General features: G+C 63.5%; 12 protein-coding genes. All 12 read left to right on the top strand.

Annotated elements, in window-relative coordinates:
* Nucleotides 1-76 precede the first annotated feature (76 nt).
* From mraZ to G7009_RS11865, 12 genes are read left to right on the top strand one after another with little or no spacing between them, the layout of a single operon-like run.
* On the top strand, nucleotides 77-532 hold the full coding sequence (mraZ, locus tag G7009_RS11920; protein WP_181130278.1) for a division/cell wall cluster transcriptional repressor MraZ: 456 nt from the start codon (nucleotides 77-79) through the stop codon (nucleotides 530-532).
* Nucleotides 529-1,476 carry a 16S rRNA (cytosine(1402)-N(4))-methyltransferase RsmH gene (gene rsmH / locus G7009_RS11915; RefSeq protein WP_375139552.1) on the top strand — a complete coding sequence of 316 codons (948 nt, stop codon included), beginning with the start codon at nucleotides 529-531 and terminating at the stop codon, nucleotides 1,474-1,476. Before mraZ ends, rsmH begins: the two co-directional genes overlap by 4 nt.
* Nucleotides 1,473-1,766, top strand: a complete 294-nt coding sequence (ftsL, locus tag G7009_RS11910) for a cell division protein FtsL (protein ID WP_181130277.1) — start codon at nucleotides 1,473-1,475, stop codon at nucleotides 1,764-1,766. The genes rsmH and ftsL overlap by 4 nt, the downstream gene beginning before the upstream one ends.
* Complete coding sequence (locus tag G7009_RS11905; RefSeq protein WP_181130412.1) at nucleotides 1,766-3,505, top strand: peptidoglycan D,D-transpeptidase FtsI family protein; 1,740 nt, start codon at nucleotides 1,766-1,768, stop codon at nucleotides 3,503-3,505. Before ftsL ends, G7009_RS11905 begins: the two co-directional genes overlap by 1 nt.
* The gene (locus tag G7009_RS11900) at nucleotides 3,505-4,968 is read left to right on the top strand and encodes a UDP-N-acetylmuramoyl-L-alanyl-D-glutamate--2,6-diaminopimelate ligase (protein WP_181130276.1); all 1,464 of its coding nucleotides are present in this window, start codon (nucleotides 3,505-3,507) and stop codon (nucleotides 4,966-4,968) included. The genes G7009_RS11905 and G7009_RS11900 overlap by 1 nt, the downstream gene beginning before the upstream one ends.
* Before the next feature lie 4 nt (nucleotides 4,969-4,972).
* Nucleotides 4,973-6,328 (top strand): UDP-N-acetylmuramoyl-tripeptide--D-alanyl-D-alanine ligase, encoded by a 1,356-nt coding sequence (locus G7009_RS11895; RefSeq protein WP_375139554.1) that lies wholly within the window; start codon nucleotides 4,973-4,975, stop codon nucleotides 6,326-6,328.
* On the top strand, nucleotides 6,328-7,410 hold the full coding sequence (mraY, locus tag G7009_RS11890; protein WP_181130274.1) for a phospho-N-acetylmuramoyl-pentapeptide-transferase: 1,083 nt from the start codon (nucleotides 6,328-6,330) through the stop codon (nucleotides 7,408-7,410). Before G7009_RS11895 ends, mraY begins: the two co-directional genes overlap by 1 nt.
* A gap of 6 nt (nucleotides 7,411-7,416) precedes the next feature.
* Nucleotides 7,417-8,763 carry a UDP-N-acetylmuramoyl-L-alanine--D-glutamate ligase gene (gene murD / locus G7009_RS11885; RefSeq protein WP_181130273.1) on the top strand — a complete coding sequence of 449 codons (1,347 nt, stop codon included), beginning with the start codon at nucleotides 7,417-7,419 and terminating at the stop codon, nucleotides 8,761-8,763.
* The gene (gene ftsW, locus G7009_RS11880; protein WP_219856557.1) at nucleotides 8,760-9,974 is read left to right on the top strand and encodes a putative lipid II flippase FtsW; all 1,215 of its coding nucleotides are present in this window, start codon (nucleotides 8,760-8,762) and stop codon (nucleotides 9,972-9,974) included. The genes murD and ftsW overlap by 4 nt, the downstream gene beginning before the upstream one ends.
* Entirely contained in the window at nucleotides 9,964-11,043 is a 1,080-nt protein-coding gene (gene murG, locus G7009_RS11875) for an undecaprenyldiphospho-muramoylpentapeptide beta-N-acetylglucosaminyltransferase (protein ID WP_181130272.1), read from the top strand. The genes ftsW and murG overlap by 11 nt, the downstream gene beginning before the upstream one ends.
* Nucleotides 11,036-12,484, top strand: coding sequence for a UDP-N-acetylmuramate--L-alanine ligase (gene murC, locus G7009_RS11870; protein WP_181130271.1), 1,449 nt, complete (start codon nucleotides 11,036-11,038; stop codon nucleotides 12,482-12,484). Before murG ends, murC begins: the two co-directional genes overlap by 8 nt.
* Nucleotides 12,481-13,440 (top strand): D-alanine--D-alanine ligase, encoded by a 960-nt coding sequence (locus G7009_RS11865; RefSeq protein WP_181130270.1) that lies wholly within the window; start codon nucleotides 12,481-12,483, stop codon nucleotides 13,438-13,440. The genes murC and G7009_RS11865 overlap by 4 nt, the downstream gene beginning before the upstream one ends.
* Nucleotide 13,441 lies beyond the last annotated feature (1 nt).

Genomic DNA, 13,441 nt, shown 5'->3' with positions numbered 1-13,441 from the left:
GTGTGCGCAAGTGGCAGAAAGTGGCATGAAGTGGGTTTTCTGACGCAACAACGCTAATATTTTGGGGGCAGCCACCGTGTTTCGCGGAGCAAACGCTATCAGCCTCGACGCCAAGGGCCGACTTGCCATGCCGAGCAGGTACCGCGACGAGCTGGATTCGCGTTGCGCCGGCCAGCTGATCGTGACCATCGATGCGGTCGATCGTTGTCTATGCGTTTATCCCCTCGACGAATGGGAGCAGATAGAAGCCAAGTTGCGTGCCTTGCCATCGTTGCGTGAGGAAAACCGCCGCCTGCAGCGCCTGCTGATCGGCAACGCGGTGGACCTGGAGCTCGATGGCAGTGGGCGTTTTCTGGTGCCACCGCGCTTGCGCGAATATGCCCGGCTCGACAAGAAGGCGATGCTGGTGGGGCAACTGAACAAATTCCAGCTGTGGGATGAAGAGGCCTGGAACCTGGTTTCGGCAGCCGACCTTGCAGCTATCCAACAACCGGGCGCCATGCCCGACGATTTGCGTGATTTGATCCTGTGACAATAGAGAGCGGCTTCAACCACATTACAGTGCTGCTCGACGAAGCTGTCGAGGCCCTGGCTCCGCGTGCCGATGGCTGCTATCTCGATGGTACCTTTGGGCGGGGCGGGCACAGTCGCCTGATCCTGAGCAAGCTGGGGCCGCAAGGGCGGCTACTGGGGTTCGACAAAGACCCACAAGCGATTGCCACGGGGCAAGCGCTGGCGGCCGAAGACGGCCGCTTTGTCATTGTGCAGCGCAGCTTTGCCGAATTGGGCGAGGAAATGGCCACGCGCGATCTGACCGGCAAGGTCAGCGGTGTGCTGCTCGACCTGGGCGTTTCATCGCCGCAGCTCGACGATCCCGAACGAGGTTTCAGCTTTCTCAACGATGGTCCGCTGGACATGCGCATGAACCCTGAACGAGGGTTCAGCGCCGCCGAGTTCATCGCCAGCGCGCCGGAAGAAGAAATCGCCCGTGTCTTCAAGGAGTATGGCGAGGAACGCTTCGCCAAGCGGATGGCGCGCGCGGTGGTGCTGCGCCGCGAGGAGAGCCCGTTCATCCGCACCGCGGATCTGGCCGAAGTGCTGAAGGTCGCCAATCCCGCATGGGAAAAGGGCAAGAACCCTGCGACCCGGGCCTTCCAGGGCTTGCGCATTCACGTCAACAATGAGCTGGGCGACCTGGAGGCCGGCCTCGAGGCCGCGATCGAATCGCTCGAGATTGGCGGGCGCCTGGTGGTGATCAGCTTCCACTCGTTGGAAGACCGTATCGTCAAGCTGTTCATGCGCAAGCTGGCCAAGGGCGAGGCCGATAACCTGCCGCGCAACCTGCCGGTGCAGCACAAGGTCTTCGAACCGAAGATCCGTGTCCACGGCAAGGCCCAGTTCGCCTCCGAGGCCGAGCTCAAGGCCAACCCGCGTTCGCGCAGCGCCGTGATGCGCGTGGCGGAGAAATTGCGGTGAGCCGGCTATTGGACAAGCCTCTTCCAGGTGGAAGCTTCCTGATGCTGCTGCTGTTCGTGGCCGTCCTCGTGTCGGCCATTGCCGTTTCCTACAGTGCGCACTGGAACCGCCAGTTGCTCAACTCCCTCTACGGAGAATTGAGCGAACGCGACAAGGCCCAGGCCGAATGGGGCCGATTGATCCTCGAGCAGAGTACCTGGACGGCCCATAGCCGGATCGAGACCCTGGCCTCCGAGCAATTGAAGATGCGCATCCCGGCCGCGGACGAAGTTCGCATGGTGGCGCCATGATGAAGCTCGAAGGCGCACTCTACCCGTGGCGCTTTCGGGTGGTAATCGGTTTGCTGGCCTTGATGGTCGGTGCCATCTGCTGGCGTATCATCGACCTGCAGGTGGTGGATCGCGACTTCCTCAAGGGACAGGGCGATGCCCGCAGCTTGCGCCATATTCCCATTGCCGCGCATCGAGGCCTGATCACCGATCGCAATGGCGAGCCTCTGGCCGTCAGCACGCCGGTCACGACCTTGTGGGCCAATCCCAAGGAGATGCAGGCATCGAAGGATCGCTGGACAGAGCTCGCGCGCGCCTTGGGGCAGGATCCTCAGAAGCTGACGGCGCGCCTGACCCAGCAGGCAAGCAAGGAATTCATCTATCTCGTGCGCGGGCTGACCCCGGAGCAGGGTCAACACGTGCTCGACCTCAAGGTCCCTGGCGTCTATGGTCTGGAGGAATTCCGGCGCTTCTATCCAGCGGGCGATGTGACCGCGCACATGGTCGGCTTCACCGACCTGGACGACCATGGTCGCGAAGGCGTCGAGTTGGCCTATGACGAGTGGCTCGCCGGTGTGCCTGGCAAGCGCCAGGTGATCAAGGACCGCCGTGGACGCCTGATCAAGGATGTCCAGGTCACCAAGAATGCCAAGCCAGGCAAGACTCTGGCATTGTCGATCGACCTGCGCCTGCAATACCTGGCCACGCGCGAGCTGCGCAACGCCATTGCCGAGCAGGAGGCCAAGGCCGGCAGCCTGGTGATCATGGACGTCAAGACCGGCGAAGTGCTGGCGATGGTCAACCAGCCCACCTACAACCCCAACAACCGGCGCACCATGGTTCCGGCGGCCATGCGCAACCGCGCGATCATCGACGTGTTCGAGCCCGGTTCGACGGTCAAGCCGATCTCCATGAGCGCGGCGCTCGAGAGCGGGCGCTGGAAGCCCACTGACAAGGTCGAGGTCTATCCCGGCAGCCTGCAGATCGGTCGTTACACCATCAAGGACGTGTCGCGCAGCGAAGGTCCCGTGCTCGACCTCACCGGCATCCTGATCAATTCCAGTAACGTCGGCATGAGCAAGGTCGCGTTCGACATCGGCGGCGAAGCGATCTTCCGGGTCATGTCGCAGCTGGGCCTGGGGCAATACACCGGGTTGGGCTTCCCTGGAGAGCGCGTCGGCAACCTGCCCAACCATCGCGAGTGGCGCAAGGCCGAGACCGCGACGCTGTCTTACGGCTATGGCGTCTCCGTTACCGCCTTGCAATTGGTGCATGCCTACGCGGGCTTGGCAAACGACGGCAACATGGTCCCGCTGAGCATCCTCAAGGTCGACAAGACGCCAGAGGCGAACCAGGTCGTTCCCAAGGACACTGCGGAAACCGTCCAGGGCATGCTCCAGCAGGTCATCGAGGCACCGCGTGGCGTCTACCGCGCGCAGGTGCCGTTCTATCACGTGGCCGGCAAGAGTGGTACGGCGCGCAAGGCGACGGTGGGTTCCAAGGGTTATACCGAAAATGCCTACCGCTCCTTGTTCGCGGGCTTCGGCCCGATGAGCGACCCGCGCTACGCGATCGTGGTGGTCATCGACGAGCCGAGCAAGAGCGGCTACTTCGGCGGCCTGGTCTCGGCGCCGGTCTTCAGCAAGGTCATGTCGGGCACCCTGCGGCTGATGAACGTGCCGCCGGATAATCTGCCGCCGCCTGCACCCGCTGAAACGCCACAGGTCAATGCCGCAGTCGCCAAGGGAGGGCGTGGTTGATGACAATGCCGCTGAGCAAGCTATTCACCAATGCCAGTCGCGATCCATTGATTCGCGAGCTGACGTTGGACAGCCGTACTGTACGGTCGGGAGACCTGTTCCTGGCTGTGCCCGGGGCCATGGTGGACGGCCGCGCGCACATCGCCGATGCCCTGGCCAAGGGTGCCGCCGCGGTCGCCTATGAAGAGCAGGGCGCAACCGTGCTGCCCATCACCGATATTCCCCTGATCCCGGTCAAGGGTCTGATCGCCCAGTTGTCCGATATCGCCGGGCGCTTCTATGGCGAGCCCAGCCGCCAGCTGCACCTGATCGGCGTCACTGGCACCAACGGCAAGACCAGCGTCACTCAACTGGTGGCGCAGGCACTGGATGTACTCGGGCAGCGCTGCGGCCTGATCGGGACCCTCGGCACCGGTTTTCATGGCGAACTGCAAAGCGGCCGCCTGACGACCCCGGACCCGATTGCCGTACAGGCGACCCTGAATGATCTGAAGAAGGCCGGCGCGAAAGCCGTGGCCATGGAAGTCTCTTCCCATGCTCTGGATCAAGGGCGTGTCGCGGCCCTGGCCTTCGATATCGCGGTAATGACCAACCTGTCTCGCGATCATCTGGACTACCACGGCAGCATGCAGGCGTACGAAGCCGCCAAGGCCAAGCTGTTCGGCTGGCCCGACCTGCGCTGCCGAGTGGTCAACCTGGACGACGACTTCGGTCGTCGGCTGGCCGAGGAGCATGCCAAGCCCCGCTTGATCAGCTACAGCCTGCGCGATCCGCAGGCAACGCTGTTCTGCAAGGAGGCTCGCTTCCACGATGATGGCGTACGCGCGGTCATCGTCACGCCTCAGGGTGAGCGCGATCTGCGCAGCCGGCTGCTGGGACGCTTCAACCTGAGCAATATGCTGGCCGCCGTCGCTACCTTGATGGCACTGGACTATACCTTGGACGAAATTCTCAAGGTAACCCCGCAGTTGCAAGGTCCGATCGGGCGAATGCAGCGCCTGGGCGGTGGCGACAAGCCTTTGGTCGTCGTCGACTACGCCCATACGCCCGATGCGCTGGAAAAGGTTCTCGAGGCACTCCGTCCGCATGCCCAGGGCAAGCTGCTCTGCCTGTTCGGCTGCGGTGGCGACCGTGACCGTGGCAAGCGTCCGTTGATGGCCGAAGTAGCCGAGCGGCTGTCCGATCGCGTGCTCGTCACCGACGACAATCCGCGTAGCGAGGACCCTCGACGCATCTTCGACGAGATCCGCCCGGGCTTCACCGATCTCGAGGCCGTCAGCTTCGTTGCCGGGCGTGGAAACGCTATCGCTCAGTTGATCGCCGAGGCGGGTGTCGACGACATCGTTGTCCTGGCGGGCAAAGGGCACGAGGACTACCAGGAAATCAACGGTGAACGCCATGACTTCTCCGATCTGGTCGAAGCCGAAAAAGCACTTGCCGCCTGGGAGACCCCACATGCTTGAAACAATGACGCTGGGCCAGATCGCTGCGCCACTCGATGGGCGTTTGGCGACGATCGATGCCCGCTTTGACGGCGTCAGCATCGACAGCCGCAGCGTTGGGGCTGGGCAGCTTTTCGTTGCCTTGACCGGTCCTCGGTTCGACGGCCACGACTATCTGGCGGAGGTCAAAGCCAAGGGCGCCGTCGCGGCCCTGGTCGAGCGTGAAGTCGAGGGTGTCGAGCTTCCTCAACTGGTCGTGGCTGATTGCCGGCTGGCCTTGGGGCAACTGGGTGCGCTCAATCGGGCTGCGTTCGAGGGCCCGGTCGTGGCGATTACCGGTTCCAGTGGCAAGACCACGGTCAAGGAAATGCTCGCCAGTATCCTGCTTACGCGCGGACCGGTGCTGGCCACCCGCGGCAACCTGAACAACGACCTGGGCGCCCCCTTGACCCTGCTGGAAATCACGGCCGAGCACAGCGCCGCGGTAATCGAACTGGGTGCGTCGCGCGTTGGCGAGATCGCCTACACCGTGGGGTTGACGCGTCCTCAGGTGGCCCTGATCAACAATGCCGGGACCGCTCACGTGGGTGAGTTCGGCGGCCCGGAAAAGATCGTCGAAGCCAAGGGCGAAATTCTCGAAGGCCTGGACGAGGAGGGCGTGGCTGTTCTCAATCTGGCCGATAAGGCATTCGCCACCTGGCAGCAACGCGCCGGTACTCATCGCGTGGTCACCTTCGCCCTGGATGACGCCCGGGCCGATTTCCATGCCACCGATATCGCTCACGACGACCGTGGCTGCCCTTCCTTCATCCTCAACGGTGCTGGAGCACGCGTTGCGGTCCAGCTCAACCTGCTCGGCATTCACAATGTCAGCAACGCGCTGGCCGCGGCGGCCGCCGCACATGCCTTGGGCCTGGAGCCAAGCGGCATTGCCGCGGGCCTGGCTGCGATGAAGCCGGTCAAGGGGCGCGCCGTGGCCCAGATCGCACCCCACGGTGTGCGTGTCATCGATGATACATACAATGCAAATCCCACCTCCATGTGCGCTGCCATTGATATACTCGCCGGCTTTTCCGGCCGCACCGTCCTGGTGCTCGGAGATATCGGTGAGCTCGGGCAGTGGGCCGAGGAAGGACACCGACAGGTCGGTGACTATGCGCGGGGCAAGGTCGATGCCCTGTATGCGGTTGGGCCCCACATGGCTCATGCCGTCGACGCTTTCGGTACCTACGGACGACATTTCGCTACTCAGGCTGACCTGATCGACGCTATTCGCGACGAACAGGTCAGCGATACCACTATCTTGATCAAGGGCTCGCGTAGCGCTGCGATGGAAAACGTCGTGGCGGCATTGTGCGGTGCCAGCGGGGAGAAACATTAATGCTGCTGCTGTTGGCTGAGTATCTGCAACAGTTCCACAAGGGCTTCGCGGTCTTCCAGTACCTGTCCCTGCGCGGGATTCTGGGTGTACTGACCGCGTTGTCCCTGGCGCTGTGCCTGGGTCCCTGGATGATCCGAACCCTGCAGATTCGCCAGATTGGTCAGGCTGTCCGTAACGACGGCCCGCAATCCCACCTGTCCAAGTCGGGCACCCCGACCATGGGTGGCGCCCTGATCCTGTCCGCTATCGGCATCAGCACGCTGTTGTGGGCCGACCTGGGCAATCGCTATGTCTGGGTAGTCCTGATCGTGACGCTCCTGTTCGGGGCGATCGGCTGGGTCGACGACTACCGCAAGGTCATCGAAAAGAACTCCCGGGGCCTGCCGAGTCGCTGGAAATACTTCTGGCAGTCGGTATTCGGCCTGGGCGCCGCGGTGTTCCTGTACGCGACCGCGCCGACCAGCGTAGAGACCACCCTGATCGTGCCGTTGCTCAAGGATGTCACCATCCCGCTGGGCATCGGTTTCGTCGTGCTGACCTATTTCGTCATCGTCGGCTCGAGTAACGCGGTCAATCTGACCGACGGCCTCGACGGCCTGGCGATCATGCCGACGGTGATGGTCGGCGGCGCGCTCGGTATCTTCTGCTACCTGTCGGGCAACGTGAAGTTTGCCGAATACCTGTTGATCCCCTACGTACCGGGCGCGGGCGAACTGATCGTGTTCTGCGGCGCGCTGATCGGTGCCGGCCTCGGCTTCCTGTGGTTCAACACTTATCCGGCCCAGGTGTTCATGGGCGACGTCGGCGCGTTGGCGCTGGGCGCAGCGCTAGGCACCATCGCCGTGATCGTTCGCCAGGAAATCGTCCTGTTCATCATGGGCGGCGTGTTCGTCATGGAAACCTTGTCGGTCGTCATCCAGGTTGCCTCCTTCAAGTTGACCGGCAAGCGCGTGTTCCGCATGGCACCGATCCACCACCACTTTGAACTCAAGGGTTGGCCCGAGCCTCGGGTGATCGTCCGCTTCTGGATCATCACCGTGATTCTCGTACTGGTCGGCCTTGCCACCCTGAAACTGAGGTAGATGAGCGTGTCACTGATCGCGTCTGACCACTTCCGCATCGTTGTCGGTCTCGGCAAGAGCGGCATGTCCCTGGTTCGCTTCCTGGCGAGTCGGGGCATTGCCTTTGCCGTAGCCGACACCCGTGCGCAGCCGCCGGAGCTGGAAACCCTGCGCCGCGACTATCCGCAGGTGGAGGTGCGCTGTGGCGAGCTGGACGTGGACTTCCTCTGCCGCGCCGATGAGCTCTACGTCAGCCCCGGTCTGGCCCTTGCCACGCCGGCACTGCAGCACGCGGCCGCGCGAGGTGTGCGACTGTCGGGCGATATCGAACTGTTCGCTCGCAACGCCAAGGCGCCGATCGTGGCGATCAGCGGTTCCAACGCGAAGAGCACCGTGACTACCCTGGTCGGCGAAATGGCCGCTCGGGCTGGCAAGCGCGTGGCAGTGGGCGGCAACCTGGGCACGCCGGCGCTCGACCTGCTGGACGACGATATCGAGCTCTATGTACTCGAACTCTCCAGCTTCCAGCTGGAAACGACCGATCAGCTCAACGCCGAAGTGGCTACCGTCCTGAACATCAGCGAAGACCACATGGATCGCTACAGCGGTCTGCCGGCCTATCACCTGGCCAAGCATCGGATCTTCCGCGGCGCGCGTCAGGTGGTGGTGAATCGCCAGGATGCCCTGACCCGTCCATTGCTGACCGAGGACCGTCCCTGCTGGACATTCGGGCTCAATGCGCCTGATTTCAAGAGTTTCGGCCTGCGCGAAGTCGACGGCGAGAAGTACCTCGCCTACGAATTCCAGGTGCTCATGCCGGTGCGCGAACTGAAGGTCCGCGGCTCGCACAACCACAGTAACGCCTTGGCCGCGCTGGCCCTGGGACATGCGGTGGGGTTGCCGTTCGAGGCCATGCTCGAGAGTCTTCGCCAGTTCGCAGGCCTCGCCCACCGCTGCCAGTGGGTCCGTGAGTTGCGTGGCGTGAATTTCTACGATGACTCCAAGGCCACCAATGTCGGAGCGGCATTGGCCGCGATCGAGGGCCTGGGAGCCGATATCGAAGGCAAGCTGGTATTGATCGCCGGTGGCGATGGCAAGGGTGCCGATTTCGCTGCCCTGCGCGAGCCCGTGGCTCGGCATTGCCGGGCCGTGGTGCTGCTGGGCCGTGATGCCGAGCGCCTCGCGCAAGCCTTGGGCGACAACGTGCCGCAAGTGCGCGTCAAGACGTTGGAAGAAGCCGTGCAACGCTGCGCCGAATTGGCCCAGGTGGGCGATGCGGTGCTGCTCTCGCCCGCCTGCGCGAGCCTCGACATGTTCAAGAACTTCGAAGAGCGTGGGCGGTTGTTCGCTCAGGCGGCGGGAGGTCTGACATGATCTTCGGCATGATCAAGCCTTATCCGTCGCCGCTGATCAGCGGTCGTGGCATCGACCTTGATTTCGCGTTCCTGGCCGGCTGCCTGGCGCTTTTGGGCCTGGGCCTGGTGATGATCACCTCGGCCTCCTCGGAAGTGGCCGCCGTGCAGTCGGGCAACCCGCTCTACCACATGTATCGCCATCTGATTTACGTGGTGCTGGGCCTGATCGCCTGTGGCTCCACCATGCTCGTGCCGATAGCGACCTGGCAGCGCATGGGGTTCACGATGCTGCTCGGCGCCTTCGGCCTGCTGGTGCTGGTGCTGGTGCCCGGCATCGGTCGCGAGGTGAACGGTTCGATGCGCTGGATCGGTTTCAGCTTTTTCAACGTCCAGCCCTCGGAAATCGCCAAGGTCTTCGTGGTCATTTACCTGGCCGGCTACCTTGTGCGGCGTCAGCAGGAAGTGCGCGAAAGCTGGATGGGCTTCTTCAAGCCCTTCATCGTCCTGCTGCCCATGGCCGGCCTGCTCCTGATGGAGCCCGACTTCGGCGCCACCGTCGTGATGATGGGCGCGGCGGCGGCGATGCTCTTCCTCGGAGGCGTGGGGCTGTTCCGCTTCAGCCTGATGGTGGTGCTGGCCGTGGTCGCGGTGTTCGTCCTGGTCCAGGCTCAACCCTACCGGATGGCGCGCCTGATCACCTTTACCGATCCGTGGTCCGACCAGTTCGGCTCTGGCTACCAGTTGACCCAGGCGTTGATTGCCTTCGGCCGTGGCGAGTGGTTCGGGGTGGGGCTAGGCAACAGCGTGCAGAAACAGTTCTACCTGCCCGAGGCGCACACCGACTTCGTGTTCTCGGTGCTGGCCGAGGAGCTGGGCGTGATCGGCACGCTGGCGACCGTGGCGCTGTTCGTCTTCGTCACCGTTCGCGCCCTCTACATCGGCCTGTGGGCCGAAAAGGCCAAGCAGTACTTTGCCGCGTACATGGCGTTCGGCCTGGCGTTCCTGTGGATCGGCCAGTTCCTGATCAACATCGGCGTGAACGTCGGCCTGTTGCCGACCAAGGGGCTGACTCTGCCGTTCCTCAGTTACGGCGGTAGCTCCCTGGTCATCTGCTGCGCGTGCGTGGGGTTGCTCCTGCGCATCGAGTGGGAGAGTCGAACCCACCTGGGCAGCGAGGAACACGAATTCAACGAAAACGATTTTGCCGAGGAGCCCACACATGGCCGCTGACGGCAAGACCGTACTGATCATGGCAGGTGGTACCGGGGGGCATGTATTCCCCGCGCTGGCCTGTGCGCGTGAATTCCAGGCGCGTGGCTACAGCGTGCACTGGCTGGGTACCCCGCGGGGTATCGAGAACGAACTGGTGCCACAGGCCGGGTTCAAGCTGCACCTGATCCAGGTCAGCGGGCTGCGGGGCAAAGGCAAGCTGTCGCTGCTCAAGGCGCCATTCACCCTGGTCAAGGCCATCATCCAGGCGCGCCGTATCATCCGCCAACTGCGGCCGGTATGCGTGCTGGGCTTCGGCGGCTACGTGACCGGGCCTGGCGGCGTGGCCGCGCGATTGGCTGGAGTACCTCTCGTCATCCACGAGCAGAATGCTCGCGCGGGTACCGCCAATCGGCTGCTGGCTCCTATGGCGGCACGTGTCTGTGAAGCTTTCCCCGACACCTTCGAAACCAGCGAGAAGCGCCGTACCACGGGCAATCCGGTACGTCCCGAACTGTTCCTGGAGGCATCGCGCGAACCTCTTGCGGCCCGTCGTGCTCGCCTGCTGGTGATGGGCGGCAGCCTCGGCGCCGAACCGTTGAACAAGTTGCTGCCTCAGGCCCTGGCCGAAGTGCCGGATGGCCTGCGGCCCGAAGTCTTCCACCAGGCCGGCAGGCAGCATGCGCCGGTCACCGCCGATCGCTATCGCGAGGCAGGCGTCGAGGCTCAGGTAGAGCCTTTCATCAAGGATATGGCCCATGCCTATGGCTGGGCAGACATCGTGGTCTGTCGAGCGGGCGCGCTCACGGTCAGTGAGCTGGCCGCCGCCGGTCTGCCGTCGGTGCTGGTGCCATTGCCCCATGCCATCGACGACCACCAGACACACAACGCCCATTATCTGGCACGCGAAGGCGCCGCCTTCCTGATGCCACAAGCGACAACTGGCGCAGCGCAGCTCGCTGAACGCCTGAACGAGGTTCTGATGCATCCGGAAAAACTCAACTCCATGGCCAGCACCGCACGGCGCTTGGCCAAGCCCGCCGCAACAGGCGCCGTTGTCGATATCTGCCTGGAGGTGGCCCATGGTTGAGAGCCAAAAAGCCATGCACCAACCGGAAATGCGTCGGATCCGCCGGATCCACTTCGTCGGTATCGGCGGTGTCGGCATGTGCGGCATCGCCGAGGTGCTGCTCAACCTGGGTTACCTGGTCTCGGGCTCCGACCTCAAGGCTTCGCCGGTGACCGAGCGCTTGCAGTCGTTCGGTGCCGAGATCTTCATCGGTCACCGCGCCGAGAACGCGGCCAGCGCCGATGTACTGGTGGTCTCCAGCGCGATCAATATCGCCAACCCCGAAGTGGCCACGGCCCTGGAGCGTCGTATCCCGGTCGTGCCACGCGCCGAGATGCTTGCCGAACTGATGCGCTATCGCCACGGTATCGCCGTTGCCGGTACCCATGGCAAGACCACGACCACCAGCCTGCTGGCTTCGGTATTCGCCGCCGGTGGCCTGGACCCGACCTTCGTGATCGGGGGGCGACTCAATGCAGCGGGTACCAACGCCCAGCTCGGCACCAGCCGCTACCTGATCGCCGAAGCGGACGAAAGCGATGCGAGCTTCCTGCACCTGCAGCCGCTGGTGGCGGTGGTGACCAACATCGACGCCGACCACATGGCCACCTATGAGGGCGACTTCAACAAGCTGAAGAAGACCTTCGTCGAGTTCCTCCACAATCTGCCGTTCTATGGCCTGGCCGTGGTGTGTCTGGACGATCCGGTGGTGCGCGAGATTCTTCCGCTGGTCAAGCGCCCGGCAGTGACCTACGGCTTCAGCGAAGAAGCCGACGTGCGTGCCATCAACGTGCGTCAGTCAGGCATGCAGACCCACTTCACCGTGCTGCGCCGCGAGCGCGAGCCGCTGGACGTGTCCGTGAACATGCCCGGCAACCACAATGTGCTCAACGCCCTGGCCACGATCGCCATCGCCACCGATGAGGGCATCAGCGACGAGTCCATCGTCCAGGGGCTGTCCGGCTTCCAGGGTGTCGGCCGTCGTTTCCAGGTCTACGGCGAGCTGCCGGTCGACGGTGGCAGCGTGATGCTGGTCGACGACTACGGCCATCATCCGACCGAAGTGGCTGCGGTCATCAAGGCCGTGCGCGGTGGTTGGCCGGAGAGGCGCCTGGTGATGGTCTACCAGCCGCATCGCTACAGTCGGACTCGTGACCTGTACGACGATTTCGTCCAGGTGCTGGCCGACGCCAACGTCCTGCTGCTGATGGAGGTCTACCCGGCGGGCGAAGAGCCGATCCCGGGCGCCGACAGTCGTCAGCTGTGTCACAGCATCCGCCAGCGTGGTCAGCTCGATCCGGTCTACATCGAACGCGGGGTGGAACTGGCACCCGTGGTCAAGCCGATGCTGCGCGCCGGCGACATTCTGCTTTGCCAAGGCGCCGGTGACATCGGTGGCCTGGCACCGCAGTTGCTCAAGAGCCCGCTGTTCGCCGGCGTCGGCCAGGAGGTATTGAAATGACGCTCGTCGCCTACGACAAGTTGCACTCGACCCTGGATCCGAAGGCCTTTGGTCGCGTAGCGGTGCTTTACGGCGGCAAGAGCGCCGAGCGTGAAGTGTCGCTCAAGTCCGGCGCTGCCGTGATCGACGCGCTGACCCAGGCGGGCGTCGATCTCGTTGCGATCGACGTGGGCGATGACCTGCTCGAGCGGCTGCAGAGCGAGAAGATCGATCGCGCCTTCATCATCCTCCACGGTCGTGGCGGCGAAGATGGCAGCATGCAAGGCTTGCTGGAGTGTCTGGGCATCCCCTACACCGGCAGCGGCATCCTCGCCTCGGCCCTGGCGATGGACAAGTTGCGTACCAAGCAAGTGTGGCAGAGCCTGGGTATTCCGACGCCGCGACATACTGTATTGAGCAGCGAAGATGACTGTATTTGCGCGAGCAGGGAACTGGGCTTCCCGTTGATCGTCAAACCCGCCCATGAAGGCTCCAGTATTGGCATGGCGAAGGTGAGCAGCGAGCAAGAGCTGGTCGCCGCCTGGAAAGATGCCGCCACCTACGACTCGCAGGTTCTCGTCGAGCAATGGATCCATGGTCCCGAATTCACCGTGGCCACTCTGCGTGGCCAGGTTTTGCCGCCGATCGCCCTGGGCACCCCTCACACGTTCTATGACTACGACGCCAAGTACGTGGCCAATGACACCCAATATCGTATTCCTTGCGGTCTCGACAGCAGCAAGGAACAGGAACTCATCGAACTCACCGCCCGCGCCTGCGATGCCATCGGCATCGAAGGCTGGGGCCGTCTGGATGTGATGCAGGACGAGCAGGGTCGTTTCTGGCTGCTCGAAGTCAACACCGCGCCCGGCATGACTGATCACAGCCTGGTGCCCATGGCGGCGCGCGCTGCCGGCCTGGACTTCCAGCAACTGGTGCTGGCGATCCTGGCCGCCAGTGTCGAGACGCGAGGTTAAC

Origin of the sequence: Pseudomonas capeferrum (genome assembly GCF_013523055.1) — a bacterium.
Lineage (GTDB): Bacteria > Pseudomonadota > Gammaproteobacteria > Pseudomonadales > Pseudomonadaceae > Aquipseudomonas > Aquipseudomonas capeferrum_A.
This window is presented reverse-complemented; position numbering and strand designations above follow the sequence as displayed.